Genomic DNA, 13,346 nt, shown 5'->3' on the forward strand with positions numbered 1-13,346 from the left:
GGGCTGGTCGTCCCACTTCTCCTCCTTCGTCGCGTGCGCACCGCTGCTGCGGTACGCGCCGGCACCGGGTGCAGCCGCACACGGGCCGACCCGACCCCCCGGGGCACGTGTGCCGACCAGAGGCACGGCGCACAGACCGCGCCCGGCGTCCGACGTGCCGCCACTCGCACCGCCGGCAGGGGGTGCGCACGTGTTCACGGCACGGCGCCAGGTGCGTCCACCGGCCGCCGCACTCGCTGCGGCGGCCCCGGTCTGGTCACCGAAGCACGTGCAGCGTACCGCCGGACGGCCCGGTCCGGCGGATGAACGCGGCCCCACCGTGCGGCAAGTGCCCGTCCGGGCCAACGCTCGACCATGCACACGCCCGGCCGGGCCGAGCGGGACCGATCCGTTGCGGAATCCGAAACAGGTTGCGGAATCCGAAACAGATCGGTCCCGCTCTGGCCTGCTGGAGTGGACACCCCTGCACCGGCAATACAGGACGCACGCCAGCCGACGTGCCGTCGAGGGGTCCAGGACTCGTGACCATCGACGGAGCGCACGTGACACAGTCGCGCCCATGACGACCCGCACGGCTGTGCTCAGCCTGATCACCACGCACCTCCACGCCCTGGACGGCCCGACGCCGCTCGTGGGGATCGACGGCGTCGACGGTGCCGGCAAGACGATGTTCGCCGACGCACTCGCGAGCGAGCTGCAGGCTGAGGGTCGCGACGTGGTCCAGGTCTCGGTCGACGGGTTCCACCGCCCGCGCGACCAGCGGTACCGGCAGGGACGCACCTCACCCCGGGGCTTCTACGAGGACTCCTACGACCTCGAGGCGTTCCGACGCCTCGTCGTCGACCCGCTCCGTCCGGACGGTTCACGGACCATCCGGACCGCGGCCTTCGACCACCGGGCCGACGTCGCGGTCGACGGACCAGGGGTCGAGGTCCCGGACGGGACGATCGTGCTCGTCGACGGGATCTTCCTGCACCGCCCGGAGCTGGTCGGGACCTGGGACGCCTCGGTGTTCCTGCGGGTGCCGTTCGAGACCACGTTCGCGCGGATGGCAGCTCGCGACGGGTTCCCCGCAGACCCTGACGACCCGGCCAACCGTCGCTACGTCGAGGGCCAGCGACTGTACCTGGCCGACGCAGATCCCGAGACACGCGCGACGTTCGTCGTCGACAACACCGACGTCATCCGCCCACGAATGGTCGACCGCGCGGGCTGAGGGCGGACTCCCGGACCGTCGGCCAGGCCAGGCGCCAGCCGAGCGAGGCGTGGGCCAGGCCGGAACGGGACCGATCCGTTGCGGAATCCGAAACAGATCGGTCCCGTTGTCACGCACCCGGGGCGCGTGTGGGCGGGCCCGCGGGTCTGGTGACCCGTGGGCCCGGCCGCCAGGCGCCGCAGTTGTACGTCGTCAGTCGGTGTGTTCTGCGCCCGCCGAGCCGCCGGCCACCCGGTAGGACCACAGCTCGCTTGTGACGGCGACGGGACGCTGCTCGCCGCCCTCACCGGAACCCCGGTGCCCGTGCCCGAACGCCGGGGACGACACCCACGCCTGGAACGCGTCCTCGTCCCGCCACCGGGTCACGACCAGCCACGTGGTGCGCTCGTCGGTGGGCGCGAGGAGCTCGAAGCCCTCGAAGCCGTCCTGCCCGTCGACCGCACCCGCCCGGGCCGCGAACCGGCGCGCCAGCTCGTCACCGCTGCCCTCGGGCACGGTGATCGCATTGATCTTCACGGTGCTCATGGGTCGATTCTGCCTTTCTCCCGCTCAGCGGGCCCAACCGTGGGGCGCACCAGCACAAGAAGCGCCAAACCGTCCCCGGAGGGGTGAAAGACCTCATAGTCGCCCATCACGTGCCGATGAACGTTCGTGCAGAACCTCACCCAGCGGGAGGCCTGATGCGTCGACCTGCCATCGAACCGACCGGCGTCGAACGGACCGTGTCCCCCGACTCGGTCATCGTGTCCAAGACCGACCCGAAGGGTCGGATCACCTACGTGAACCACACGTTCCTCGAGATCTCCCGGTACCGGGAGGACGAGGTGATCGGCCGTGCCCACAGCATCGTGCGGCACCCGGACATGCCGCGCGCGGTGTTCGAGCTCATGTGGCGAACGATCGGGCAGGGGCAGGAGATCTTCGCCTACGTGAACAACCTCGCTGCGGACGGAGCCCACTACTGGGTCCTGGCGCACGTGACGCCCAGCACGGACCGCCGCGGCCGGACGACGGGCTACCACTCCAACCGTCGGCACGCCGACCGTCGGGCCCTGCAGGTCATCAGCCCGCTCTACGACCACCTGCGAGGACTGGAGCGGGCCGCGGCGAGCACACGGGACGGTCTGGACGCTTCGCGCGCAGCGCTCGCCACGACCCTGCAGGAGCGCGACCAAAGCTATGACGAGTTCGTCTGGGCGACGATCAGCGACGGAGAGAGCTGACATGGGCCTTGGAAGTCGACGCACCAGCGGGAATGCCTGCGGCTGCGCGTCCGAGCTCGACGCATACCGTGCTGGGATCGCGACCATGGCCCACACCCTCGGCCGCAGCGCGCAGGGCGACCTGGAGGAACGCGTGCCCCCCCTGGACGGCCCCGGGGACCTCAGCGAGGTTCGCCGCCGCTTCAACGACGTGCTCGACCTCGTCGACGCCTACGTCCGCGAGTCGGGTGCCGTACTCACCTCGGCCGGTCAGGGGCGGTTTCACCGGCGGTTCCTGACCGTCGGCATGCCCGGGGCACTGCAGGAGGGCGCGGCCCGGATCGACGCCGCGCGTCGTTCCATGGAGGACGACGCGCGCGTGATGGCCACGCAGCGTCTGGAGCGCGAACAGCTGGCCGACCAGGCTGTTGCCGTCTCCGGGCAGGTCGCCGCAGCCTCCACCGAGCTGGGTGCAGCGGCCGCCGAGCTGACGCTCTCGGCGCTGGCCGGGGTGGAGGAGGCCGACAGGGCGGTCGCCACGGTTCGGGGACTGGAACGCGGTTCTGAGCAGATCCACCGCGCCGTCACGGTGATCGCCGAGGTCGCGGACCGCACGCGGATGCTCGCGCTCAACGCCACCATCGAGGCAGCGCGTGCCGGTGACGCGGGTCGGGGGTTCGCGGTGGTCGCCGCCGAGGTGAAGAAGCTGGCCGACGAGTCGGCGCGCTCCTCCAACGAGATCGCCGAACAGGTCGAGGCCGTGCACCAGGCGACTGCCACCGCGATCGAGCGCATCGAACGGATCTCAGAGATGGTCCATCACATGAACGCCCAGATCGCCGGGGTGGCGAGCGCCGCCGGTGGCGATGGTGGAGGCCTGTCGCAGATGGCCGAGGTGCTCCACGCCGAGATCGGACGTTTCACGCCGTAGGCCGGTCCAGGCGTCAACGGCCGGCCTGCACCAGCCCGGACTCGTAGGCGAGGATCACCGCCTGGGCGCGGTCGCGCAGCCCGCACTTGCCGAGGACGTGGCTGACGTGGGTCTTGACCGTGGGTTCCGCGAGGTGTAGGTACCCGGCGATCTCCTGGTTGGACAGGCCCTCGGCGATCAGGACGAGGACCTCCCGCTCACGGGGCGTGAGGTCGTCGAGGGCGCCCTGCGGTGCGGGGGGCGTCCTGTGGGTCTGCAGGTAGGTGGCGATGAGCCGCTTGGTGACGGCCGGGGCGAGGAGCGCGTCACCCCGGGCGACCACGCGCACCGCCTCGGTGAGCTGGGCGGCCTCGGCGTCCTTGAGGAGGAACCCGCTGGCCCCGGCGCGCAGGGCCTCGACCACGTAGTCGTCGAGGTCGAACGTCGCAGGACCAGCACGTGGACGGCACCCGGTGGCGCCTGGCCGACGATGCGCCGGGTCGCCTCGATGCTGTCCATGCGCGGCATGCGGATGTCCATGACGACGACGTCCGGTGCCAGGCCCGTGGCCTGGGTGACGGCTGCGGCGCCGTCGGCGGCCACGCCCACGACCTCGATGCCGTCCTGGGCTGCGAGCAGGGCGGAGAAGCCCTCACGCACCATCGCCTGGTCGTCGACCACGAGCACGCTGATCGGCTGGGAGTCGTCGGTCACCTGGGAGCCACCTCCGTCGGCAGGGTCGCGGCGACCTGGAAGCCACCGTCGGGCGTCGGGGTCGCGACGAGCTCCCCTTCCAGCAGGTGCGCCCGTTCACGCATCCCCACCAGGCCGTGCCCACCACCACGCTGCCCGGCGCTGCCGGCGTCGGGGGCGGGGGCTGCCGCACGGCCCGGACCGTTGGTCACGGTCACCTGGAGGTGACGGTCCCGGTAGTCGAGAAGAACCTCGACGGCCGCACCACGCGCGTGACGGGTCGCGTTGGCGAGGGACTCCTGGACGATGCGGTACGCGGCGATCTCCACGGTCGCGGGCAACGGGCGGGTACGCCCTCGCACAGCGACCCGCACCGGGGCCCCCGCTGCCCGCGCGGCGTGCGCCAGGGCGTCGAGGTCCCGGAGGGTCGGTTGGGGGGCACGCTCGACCTCCGCACCGGTCGCACGCAGCACAGTGAGGATGCCCCGCACGTCGCCGAGCGCGGACCGCGCGGACCGGGCGATCGACGCGAACTCGTCCTGCACCGGGGTGTCCACCCCGACCAGCCGGTACTGCGCGGTCTCCGCCTGCACCGCGACCATCGACATGTGGTGCGCGACGACGTCGTGCAGGTCCCGGGCGATGCGCGCCCGCTCCTCGAGCACCAGGCTGTGCTCCTGCTCCTCGACCCGGGCGGACCGTTCGAGCGCGACCTCGGCCCGCGCCCCGGCCCGCTGCCTGAGGGTGTCGATCAGCAGCACCACCAGCGTCAGGACCATCACGTGCGGCAGGACCTCCCAGGTGGACGCGCCGAGCACGAGCAGCGCGGCCGTCCACCCCCACACCCCCCACCCCAGGGCCCGACGGTGCCGGGACACCACCACGAGCGCCGCGAGGACGAAGGTGCCGGTCAGCGACATGGGGACCACCACCGCGTCGTGGCCCTGGTTGCCGTCGAGCAGCATCCACATGAGCACCGACGCCCCCGACACCCGCCACGCCGGCAGCGGACGTCGGCCGAGGATGGCGAGCGCCACGGCGCCCACGACGAACGCCATCGCGAGGGGTCCGTTCAGCAAGAGGTCGTCGGGCCGGGTGGCCAGGTCGAAGGCCTGGAGCAGGGGGACCACCGCAAAGACCGGGACGAGCCACGGAGACCACCGACCCAGGGACGTGCGCGGTGGTTCAGGGACCTCACGCGAGGTCAAGGGCCGGACGAGCGAGGCACCGACCTCACGGGCCGTGGGCACTGCACGGCCACTGACCTGGGAGCTCATGACGTCAGGCTAGGCCGCGTCCCCGCCCATGGTCCCGATACCGGGGTATCGACCGCACCCCCTCTTCGAGGATGAGGACGCCCCGACCGTCGCCACGTCAGGCCGTTCCCACAGCGGAACCGATCGGTGGCCACCCCCTCCTGCTCGAACACCTGTTCGACTACTGTGGGGCCATGCCCGTCAGTGGCGCGACGATCCTGCACGCCGACCTGGACGCGTTCTACGCCTCGGTCGAGCAGCTGCTGGACCCTGCCCTGCGCGGTCGACCGATCGCGGTGGGGGGTAGGCCCACGGGTGGCGTGGTGCTCGCGGCGTCGTACGAGGCGAAGGCGTTCGGGGTGCAGGGCGGGATGCCCGGGTGGCGCGCCGCCCGCCTGTGCCCCGAGCTGACGTTCGTGCGCGGGAGCTTCAGGGAGTACCAACGGCTGGGCGACGCGGTGATGACGGTGCTCGCCGACGTCACACCGCTGGTCGAGCGGGTCTCGATCGACGAGGCGTTCCTCGACGTCGCCGGGTCCACCCACCTGTTCGGGGCGCCCGAACACATCGCCCGCACCATCCGCGCCCGGGTGCGCGAGGAGATCGGGCTACCCATCTCCGTGGGTGCGGCGCGCACCAAGCACCTGGCGAAGATCGCCTCGCAGGTCGCCAAGCCGGACGGACTGGTGGTCGTGACCCCTGGCACCGAGCGCGAGTTCCTCGACCCGTTGCCCGTGGGGCTGATCTGGGGCGTCGGGCCCGTGCACCAGGCCCGCCTCGCCTCCCACGGCATCACCACGATCGGTCAGCTGACCGCGACCCCGTCGTCAACCGTGGAACGGCTGGTGGGGCACGCCGTCGGGCACAAGCTCCTGGCCATGGCCCACGACGAGGACACCCGACGGGTGGTGACCGCACGCCGGTCCCGGTCGGTGGGTGCGCAGTCGGCCCTGGGGCGCCGCTCCCCCGAACCCGAGCTGCTGCGGGCGGTGCTGTCGCACCTGGCCGACCGGGTCTCCCGCCGATTGCGGGCCACGGGAACAGCGGGGCGCACCATCACGGTGCGCGTGCGGTTCGCGGGCATGCGGTCGGTCACCCGTGCGCGCACCCTCAGCCAACCCGTGGCCACGACCCTCACGCTCACCGAGGTCGCCGAACAGCTCGCCACCGGGGCGATCGAGGAGGCCGGACGGCCCGAGATCACCCTGCTCGGGATGTCGGTGAGCAAGCTCGACCAGCAGCACGCCCTGCAGCTCGAGCTCGAGCTCCCGCCACCGGACCCCTGGCGACCGGGCTCCCGCACCGGCGCCTCCCGTCGGGCCGTCGACGGTCAGATGGACGCGATCCGCGAGCGCTTCGGCACCGACGCCGTGGGCTACCTGCCGGCGCTGATGCGTCGCGGCCAGACCGTGCCCGACGAGTTCCGCGAGCTCGCGGAGCGGGAGCTGGACACCGGCCCGACGACGCGGGCCGGGGACGATCAACCATCGGAGCGCCGTGCGTGAGCAAGACAGCCGGACCCGCGCCGATCACCCCTCGTGGACGGCCAACCACTGGGCGAGCAGACGCTCGAGCTCACGCCGGTCGGCCTCGGTGAGCGGTCCCAGGAGGCGGTGCTCGTTGGCCATGTGCGCGGTCATCGCACGGTCGATCAGGTCCAGCCCCTGGGGCGTGAGCGCCACGACCCGACCGCGACCGTCGACGTCGCTGCGCCGCCGGGTGACCAGGCCCGCGTCGACGAGCCGGTCCACCCGCTTGGTCATCGCGCCCGTGGTCACCATCGTGTGCTCGGCGAGGTCACCGGGAGCACGCTCGAACGGGTGGCCCGCCCGCCGGAGGGTGGCGAGCACGTCGAACTCCCCCTCACCCAGCCCGAACTGCGCGTAGACCACGAGCAGCTCCTCCCGCAGGGCTGCGGCCAGCCGGTGCAACCGTCCGAAGATCCCCTGCGGTGCGACGTCGAGGTCCGGGCGCTCGCGGTGCCACGCCTGCTGGATGCGCCCCACACGGTCGTCGTACACCATGACATTGACCATACCTTCCCAGGAAGATAGTTTCCCTTCCGTGGAAGGTAACTGGCGGTGGGTGGCTCTCACGGCGATCGCACCCGTCAGCTGGGGCGCCAGCTACGTCGTCACCCGCCAGCTCCTGCCCGCCGACCACGCGCTGTGGGGCGCGGCGATCCGGGCCCTGCCGGCGGGGCTGATGCTGCTGCTCCTGACCCGCACACTGCCGCGGGGGGCGTGGTGGTGGCGGGCGACGGTGCTCGGCGCCCTCAACATCGGGGCGTTCTTCGTCCTGGTGTACGTCGCGGCCCAGCTCTTGCCGTCGAGCGTCGCAGCGATGCTCATGGCCGTCGCCCCGGCGATGATGATGGCGCTCGCGTGGCCCCTGCTCGGTGAACGTCCCCGGGTGCTGCCCGTGCTCGGCGCGACCCTCGGGTTTGTCGGGGTGTGCGCGATGCTCCTGACCGGCGCGCAGCGCACAGACCCGTGGGGTGTGGTCGCGTCGGTCACCGCGATGCTCATGTCGTCGCTGGGTTTCGTCCTGTCCAAGCGGTGGGCCGGCCAGGTCAGCCCACTCCCGTTGGCGTCCTGGCAGCTGCTCGCCGGCGGCCTGCTCCTCGCCCCCGTCGCCCTCGTCGTCGAGGGCACCCCGCCGGTCCTGGACGCCACGCAGGCCGCAGGGTTCGCGTTCCTCAGCCTGGTCGCCACGGCCCTGGCCTACTGGGCCTGGTTCTCGGGCCTCGCGCACCTCGACGCCGGTGCCGTGGGCCTCATCGGGCTGCTCAACCCCGTCACAGGTGTGCTGCTCGGCACCCTCGTCGCAGCTGAACGGCTCACCGTCCAGCAGGCCGCCGGGATGGGCCTGGTCCTCCTCGGCATCGCCCTCGGCCAGCAGTCCCGCCCACGCCGGCCCGGGGTCGCAGCGCCGTGGTCCTCACCGAGCAGTGATGCACCGGGCAGTGACGCACCGGGCAGTGACGCACCGAGCAGTGACGCACCGAGCAGTGACGCACCGGCTCGTCCCGTCAGCCCTGGACCGGGTCGAGCGTCACGCTGGCGTCGTCGAAGTGGACGGTCAGGGACTCCGTCGGCGAGATGCCGCCCGGCAGCCTGATCACGGTGACGTGACGCGTCGCGTCGGCTGTGCAGTGGGCCTGGTCGGGGTACTTGGGCCCGATGGTGACCGCGAGCTCGCCGGGACCTGTCACCTCGACGCCGTTGGCGACGTTGGGGCAGCTGCTGCTCCCGCCCGCGATCACAGCGAGGTGCTCGCCGTCGTTCACCCACGCGACCGAGGGCCGGAACATCCCCTCCAAGGTCAGGCACACGCGTGAGTCCCGAGGTCAGTGCCGCGACGAGGTTCCGGCCTCGTCGACCGCGGGTAGCGGGCGCGGTGGGACCGACCGGTTGCGAAATCCGCAACGGAACGGTCCCACACGGGCATCATCGCTGGATGGGTGGCGAGCGCAGGCGCTCGTGATGTCGAGAACCGGTCGTCGGCTCCGTCCCCGTCGTGAGCGCGACCACAATGGCCGCACCGGGCAGTGAGGAGACCTCCGATGGCGAAATACCTGCTTCTCAAGCACTACAGCGGCGCACCGGCGGCGGCGAACGACGTGCCGATGGAACGGTGGACCCCGGACGAGGTCACCGCGCACGTCCGGTTCATGGAGGACTTCGCGGCGCGGCTCGAGACGACCGGGGAGTACGTCGACAGCCAGGCCCTCTCCCCGGACGGGATGTGGGTCCGGTACGACGGCGAGGGCCGCCCACCGGTCACCGACGGCCCGTTCCCCGAGACCAAGGACCTGATCGCCGGCTGGATGGTCATCGACGTGGAGACCCAGGAGCGCGCGGTGGAGCTCGCCGGGGAGCTGTCGGCGGCGCCGGGGGCGGGGGGTCGACCGATCCACGAGTGGTTGGAGGTCCGGCCGTTCCTGACCGGACCACCGACGATCACCGAGTGAGTCCGTGGACGAGGCCCTGCTCCGGCGGCTCATCCCGGAGGTGATCGGCGTCCTCGTCCGCCGCGGGACACCAAGGGGTGGCTGGTCGCCGTCGCATGGCGCCGCTTCCTCGACGCGGTGCGAGCCGAGGACGCCCGACGACGACGGGAGGTGGCGGTCGACGCAGCGCCTCCCCCGGCTCCTGCGGCCGACACCGACGACACCCTGTGGCTGTACTTCCTCTGCGCGCACCCGTCGTTGTCCCCGGGTACCGCGGTGGCGCTCACCCTCCGCGCCGTCGGAGGGCTCACCACCGCTCAGATCGCGCGGGCGTACCTGGTGCCCGAGGCGATCCGCCTGACTCGCGGGCTCGCGCGACTCCTCGACCACCCGGAGGTGTGCGGGCTGCTCGCGCTGATGCTGCTGCACCAGGCACGACGTGACGCCCGGACCACGGCCGACGGTGCACTCGTGCCCCTGGCCGATCAGGACCGCACCCGGTGGGACACGGCGCTGATCGCCGAGGGCGTCACGATCCTGCAGGCGGCCCTGGCCCGGGACCGGTTGGGCGAGTACCAGGCCCAGGCGGCGATCGCCGCGTTGCACGCCGACGCCCCCACGGTGGAGCAGACCGACTGGGTCCAGGTCCTGGAGTGGTACGACGAGCTCGTGCGGTTGACCGACAGCCCTGTCGCCCGGCTCAACCGTGCCGTCGCGGTCGGGCACGCCGCGCGCAGAGCAGCGCCGAGCGGGACCACCTCACCCGGCAGGCGTCACGCCTCCACGCCAGAACCAGGCCGAGGTAGCGACAGCGCCGACCGCACGCCCGTCCACAGCTCCCCGTAGGCCCGCGTCGGGGCGCTGCGGGGGGCGAACGTGGCGATCGGGGCCCGCTCCACACCCATCCGCTCCACCGTGGTGGAGGCCGGGACCACCACGTCGATCACGTGCTCCGACTCCTGCGGCAGCGTCTGGGCCAGGTCGCGGTGGATCGTCTTGCGGCGGTCGACCATCGACAAGAAGCCCACGACCGTCGGCCGCTTCTTCTTCATGCCCGCCACCATGTCGGTGACCTGGTCCAGGGACCGCATGGTGAGCGGTGAGGGGACCAGGGGCGCGACCACGACGTCCGCGGCGCGCAGGATCGCGTCCGACAGCAGTGACATGCCCGGGGGGCAGTCGAGGACCGCCACGTCGTGCTTCTTCAGGGAGCCGAGAAGCTTGTCGAGCTGCCGCTCAGGACGTTTGGTCGCGTCCAGCTCCAGGTCCAGCGCGCTGTAGCTGTCGTGCGCCGGGATCACGTCGAGCGCCCCGTCACCGGTCGAGCGCACCACGTCGACCAGGTCGGTCTTGCCCTTGACCAGGGCGTGGATGTCGGCCTTGGCCTTCTGCTTGGGCGTGAGACCCAGCAGGTACGTGGCGCCACCCTGCGGGTCGAGGTCCCACAGCACGGTCCGCTGCTCCCGTGAGGAGCTCCACGCGAGGTTCACGGCGGCGGACGTCTTGCCCACCCCACCCTTGACGCTGAAGACGGCGACGACCTTCATCCACGGCTCCCGGCAGCTCGACGCGACGTGATCACGACGCTAGGCCCGGACCGGGCCCCCGGCCACCGGTGGCCGACGCCACTCCCCCGGCTCACCCGAGCCACGCGTGCGCGAGGGGTACGTTCAACACGCGTCACAGCCCCCGAGGAGACACCCCCATGACCCAGCCACCCGTACGCCCACGCCCCGCCGCCCGGAGGGGCACTGAGCTGCCGATCTCCGCCGAACGGGCATGGGCCCTGGTCACCGACGTGCGCAACCACCCACGGCGGGTGCCGTGGACCCGGGTCGACGCAGCGGGCGCCCTCCAGGTCGGCGACACACTCAACACCGCCGTCGGCCCGCGGTCGTGGGGAGGGGGGCTCGTGGACCGGATGCAGGCCGAGCGCCTCGACCCCCCGCAGCCCGACCTCGCTGACACCGAAGGAGCCCCCGACGCCGCCGGCGTCATGGTCCTGCGCCGCCTCGGGCCCGTGCTCGACGGGGCACGGACCGTCCACGTCCACCCCACGGGGCCGACGACGTGCCGCGTCACCTGGGTCGAGCACGCCCACCTCCGCACGGGCCCGCGCGCGCTCACCGCACCGCTCCTGTGGCCGGTGACGGCCTACGTCGCCCGGCGGGCCCGGCGCCGGCTCTCGGCAGAGATGCGCATCACGCGCCGCTGACCCCTCGAGGGTCGCCCCACCACCAGTCGAGTGGGACCGTTCCGTTACGGAAAGCGCAACAGATCGGTCCCACTCGGTGACGGTGGGGTCACCCAGCTGCGCATGGGCGACAGGGCGATGGGGACCAGCGCGAGCACCGCTGCACCGGCCCAGATGTAGAGCGCGACCTCGGGTCCGGCGACGTCGGCCACGAGACCCCCGGCGACGGCGGCGACCGGCATGACCCCCAGGGTGAAGAACTGCGCGTTGGACATCACGCGCCCCAGCATCGCCGGCGGCGTGAGGGCCGGGACCACGCCGGCTTTGGCGACGGCCGCCGTCACCACGCTGAACGACCACCCACCCGCCACCACGGCCACAGCCACCACCGGGGGGATCCCGAGCACCGGTGACAGGGGCAGCACCAGCACCACCAGCCCACCCACCAGGCACGCGACCATGTACGTGCGTCCGATGCCCGCGCGCCGCACCACCGGCGCAGCCACCAGCGACGCCGCCAGACCACCCAGGGCACCCAGGGCCTCGGTCGCGACCAGCACCGCCGGGTCGATGCCCAGCACGTTCAGGGCGTACACCACCTCGGCCGCCGCCCCGAAGATCGCCGCAGCGTTGAGCAGCATCCCCGACCCGACCAGCGCCCGCACCAACGGCTGACGGACGGTGAACCCGAACCCCTCACGCAGGCTCGCCCAGAACCGGGGCGCACCCTCGGCAGGTGCCGGGACGTGAGCGGGCCTGATGCGCCGCAGCGACAACGCCGAGCACACGTACGACGCGGACGCCAAAACCATCGTGAACGGGCCACCCACCACCCTCAGCAGCACCGCCGCCACCGCCGGGGTCGCCACCGCCACGGTGGTGTCCACCGACTGACGGCGGGCGTAGGCGTCGGGCAACCGGTCCTGCGGGACGATCCCCGGCATCAGCGCCGACGAGCTCGTCGTGAAGAACACGTCCGCCACCCCGATCACCAGGGCCACCACCACGATCGCCGTCACCGTCAGGGCGTCAGCCACGTACAGCAGCGGGACAGCCAGCACCACGACGGCCCGCACGAGCGCCGCACCGGTCATCACCCGGGTGCGCGACACCCGGTCGATCCACACCCCCACCGGCACCGACACCAGCAGGAACGCGACCATCGACGCCGCGTTGATCACCCCGACGGCCGTGGCCCCCGCACCGAGCGTGGAGACCGCCACCACCGGCAGGACCCCCTTGACCACCTGGTCACTGGCCGTCTCAGCAGCACCGGAACCCAGCAACCGCCGGAAGTCCGGGATCCGCAACGGCGAAGGAGAGGCTGCTTGGAGAGGAGGAGTGGCATCCGGCACCAGGTCAGTGTGCCCGGTGACACGACCCCCACCGGCCATGACAGTCCCGTCACCCGTGGCCGCCCCCCTCGCCCTTCGTCTCTCACCACAGCACCCCCTCGCCGCGCGCCGCCCCGCCGCGCGCCGCCTCACCACCTCGTCCCCTCGCCGCGCGCCACGCGCCGCCTCATCACCAGCGGAGTGGGACCGTTCCGTAACGGAAAGCGCAACAGAACGGTCCCACTCGGGGGCGACGGCGCGCGCCTGCCTCTGGCACCACGAGCTGAGGTCGCGGGGCGCCGGCCGGAACCCGTGCTCAGCCGCGTCCGCCAGTGACCGGTCAATGACGCTGCTCGACCCCGGCCGTTCCGGACATGATTGCCCTGTGATCAGCCACCCCGAGGCACGTGCGCTCGCCGGACGGCTCGCCGAGGCCGCGTGCAGCGACGACCCCGAGGCGTGGAGCACGGGAAGGGCGGCGCTGCAGGGGCTCGACGGGGCCGGATGGCTCGTCCTGGACCAGGCGGCGCGCAGGTTCCGCCTCACCGAGGACGCGCCCGTCAGCGGGACCCGCCGGTGGCGGCGGGCG

15 protein-coding genes and 1 pseudogene are annotated in these 13,346 nt (G+C 72.4%); 9 read left to right on the forward strand and 7 right to left on the reverse strand.

The genetic code is table 11. The features are described from left to right. Positions 1–559 precede the first annotated feature (559 nt). Positions 560–1,216, forward strand: coding sequence for a nucleoside/nucleotide kinase family protein (locus N869_RS08425; protein WP_035060192.1), 657 nt, complete (start codon positions 560–562; stop codon positions 1,214–1,216). 192 nt (positions 1,217–1,408) lie between these two features. On the opposite strand, the gene N869_RS08430 is transcribed toward N869_RS08425, so the two are convergent. Then, complete coding sequence (locus tag N869_RS08430) at positions 1,409–1,741, reverse strand: antibiotic biosynthesis monooxygenase family protein (RefSeq protein ID WP_035060194.1); 333 nt, start codon at positions 1,739–1,741, stop codon at positions 1,409–1,411. A gap of 155 nt (positions 1,742–1,896) precedes the next feature. Here N869_RS08430 and N869_RS08435 point away from each other — a divergent pair, with 155 nt between their 5' ends. After that, complete coding sequence (locus N869_RS08435; RefSeq protein WP_035060196.1) at positions 1,897–2,439, forward strand: PAS domain-containing protein; 543 nt, start codon at positions 1,897–1,899, stop codon at positions 2,437–2,439. 85 nt (positions 2,440–2,524) lie between these two features. Then, positions 2,525–3,349 (forward strand): methyl-accepting chemotaxis protein, encoded by an 825-nt coding sequence (locus N869_RS08440; RefSeq protein ID WP_035060198.1) that lies wholly within the window; start codon positions 2,525–2,527, stop codon positions 3,347–3,349. 13 nt (positions 3,350–3,362) lie between these two features. Here N869_RS08440 and N869_RS08445 read toward each other — a convergent pair. Together N869_RS08445 and N869_RS08450 are read right to left on the reverse strand one after the other, a co-directional pair. Continuing rightward, positions 3,363–3,991: pseudogene (locus N869_RS08445) on the reverse strand (response regulator). 47 nt (positions 3,992–4,038) lie between these two features. Next, positions 4,039–5,298 (reverse strand): sensor histidine kinase, encoded by a 1,260-nt coding sequence (locus N869_RS08450; protein ID WP_084136740.1) that lies wholly within the window; start codon positions 5,296–5,298, stop codon positions 4,039–4,041. 173 nt (positions 5,299–5,471) lie between these two features. Here N869_RS08450 and dinB point away from each other — a divergent pair, with 173 nt between their 5' ends. Beyond that, entirely contained in the window at positions 5,472–6,782 is a 1,311-nt protein-coding gene (gene dinB / locus N869_RS08455; RefSeq protein WP_035060200.1) for a DNA polymerase IV, read from the forward strand. 24 nt (positions 6,783–6,806) lie between these two features. Here the strand turns inward: dinB and N869_RS08460 are convergent, their stop codons facing one another. Continuing rightward, a complete protein-coding gene (locus N869_RS08460) occupies positions 6,807–7,301 on the reverse strand; it encodes a MarR family winged helix-turn-helix transcriptional regulator (RefSeq protein ID WP_035060202.1) in 495 nt (164 codons plus the stop codon). A gap of 40 nt (positions 7,302–7,341) precedes the next feature. On the opposite strand from N869_RS08460, the gene N869_RS08465 reads away from it, so the two are divergent. Next, positions 7,342–8,397, forward strand: a complete 1,056-nt coding sequence (locus tag N869_RS08465; RefSeq protein WP_084136743.1) for a DMT family transporter — start codon at positions 7,342–7,344, stop codon at positions 8,395–8,397. Here N869_RS08465 and N869_RS17350 read toward each other — a convergent pair. Continuing rightward, positions 8,309–8,611 (reverse strand): hypothetical protein, encoded by a 303-nt coding sequence (locus N869_RS17350; protein WP_156968448.1) that lies wholly within the window; start codon positions 8,609–8,611, stop codon positions 8,309–8,311. The genes N869_RS08465 and N869_RS17350 overlap by 89 nt on opposite strands. A gap of 231 nt (positions 8,612–8,842) precedes the next feature. Between N869_RS17350 and N869_RS08470 the strand changes: the two genes are divergently transcribed. Together N869_RS08470 and N869_RS08475 are read left to right on the forward strand one after the other, a co-directional pair. After that, positions 8,843–9,250 carry a YciI family protein gene (locus tag N869_RS08470; RefSeq protein WP_035060203.1) on the forward strand — a complete coding sequence of 136 codons (408 nt, stop codon included), beginning with the start codon at positions 8,843–8,845 and terminating at the stop codon, positions 9,248–9,250. 150 nt (positions 9,251–9,400) lie between these two features. After that, positions 9,401–10,075 (forward strand): DUF6596 domain-containing protein, encoded by a 675-nt coding sequence (locus N869_RS08475; protein ID WP_052105264.1) that lies wholly within the window; start codon positions 9,401–9,403, stop codon positions 10,073–10,075. Here N869_RS08475 and N869_RS08480 read toward each other — a convergent pair. Beyond that, complete coding sequence (locus N869_RS08480; RefSeq protein WP_035060205.1) at positions 10,003–10,776, reverse strand: ParA family protein; 774 nt, start codon at positions 10,774–10,776, stop codon at positions 10,003–10,005. The two genes, N869_RS08475 and N869_RS08480, sit on opposite strands and share 73 nt — an antisense overlap. 158 nt (positions 10,777–10,934) lie before the next feature. Between N869_RS08480 and N869_RS08485 the strand changes: the two genes are divergently transcribed. After that, entirely contained in the window at positions 10,935–11,444 is a 510-nt protein-coding gene (locus tag N869_RS08485; RefSeq protein WP_035060208.1) for a hypothetical protein, read from the forward strand. Positions 11,445–11,488: 44 nt separating this feature from the next. Here N869_RS08485 and N869_RS08490 read toward each other — a convergent pair whose 3' ends face one another. Continuing rightward, a complete protein-coding gene (locus N869_RS08490) occupies positions 11,489–12,733 on the reverse strand; it encodes an MFS transporter (RefSeq protein WP_198026007.1) in 1,245 nt (414 codons plus the stop codon). 409 nt (positions 12,734–13,142) lie between these two features. On the opposite strand from N869_RS08490, the gene N869_RS08495 reads away from it, so the two are divergent. After that, positions 13,143–13,346 (forward strand): hypothetical protein (locus tag N869_RS08495; protein ID WP_035060212.1); only part of this gene is annotated, 204 nt, incomplete at its 3' end.

The organism is Cellulomonas bogoriensis 69B4 = DSM 16987 (assembly GCF_000767165.1).
Lineage (GTDB): Bacteria > Actinomycetota > Actinomycetes > Actinomycetales > Cellulomonadaceae > Actinotalea > Actinotalea bogoriensis.

What these genes read in the sequence shown, in the direction of transcription:
- N869_RS08450 (WP_084136740.1), bottom strand. Translation starts at nt 5,298, where the DNA reads ATGAGCTCCCAGGTCAGTGGCCGTGCAGTGCCCACGGCCCGTGAGGTC.
- N869_RS08485 (WP_035060208.1), top strand. Translation starts at nt 10,935, where the DNA reads ATGACCCAGCCACCCGTACGCCCACGCCCCGCCGCCCGGAGGGGCACT.
- N869_RS08425 (WP_035060192.1), top strand. Translation starts at nt 560, where the DNA reads ATGACGACCCGCACGGCTGTGCTCAGCCTGATCACCACGCACCTCCAC.
- N869_RS08480 (WP_035060205.1), bottom strand. Translation starts at nt 10,776, where the DNA reads ATGAAGGTCGTCGCCGTCTTCAGCGTCAAGGGTGGGGTGGGCAAGACG.
- N869_RS08435 (WP_035060196.1), top strand. Translation starts at nt 1,897, where the DNA reads ATGCGTCGACCTGCCATCGAACCGACCGGCGTCGAACGGACCGTGTCC.
- N869_RS08440 (WP_035060198.1), top strand. Translation starts at nt 2,525, where the DNA reads ATGGCCCACACCCTCGGCCGCAGCGCGCAGGGCGACCTGGAGGAACGC.
- N869_RS08430 (WP_035060194.1), bottom strand. Translation starts at nt 1,741, where the DNA reads ATGAGCACCGTGAAGATCAATGCGATCACCGTGCCCGAGGGCAGCGGT.
- N869_RS08470 (WP_035060203.1), top strand. Translation starts at nt 8,843, where the DNA reads ATGGCGAAATACCTGCTTCTCAAGCACTACAGCGGCGCACCGGCGGCG.
- N869_RS08460 (WP_035060202.1), bottom strand. Translation starts at nt 7,301, where the DNA reads ATGGTGTACGACGACCGTGTGGGGCGCATCCAGCAGGCGTGGCACCGC.
- dinB (WP_035060200.1), top strand. Translation starts at nt 5,472, where the DNA reads ATGCCCGTCAGTGGCGCGACGATCCTGCACGCCGACCTGGACGCGTTC.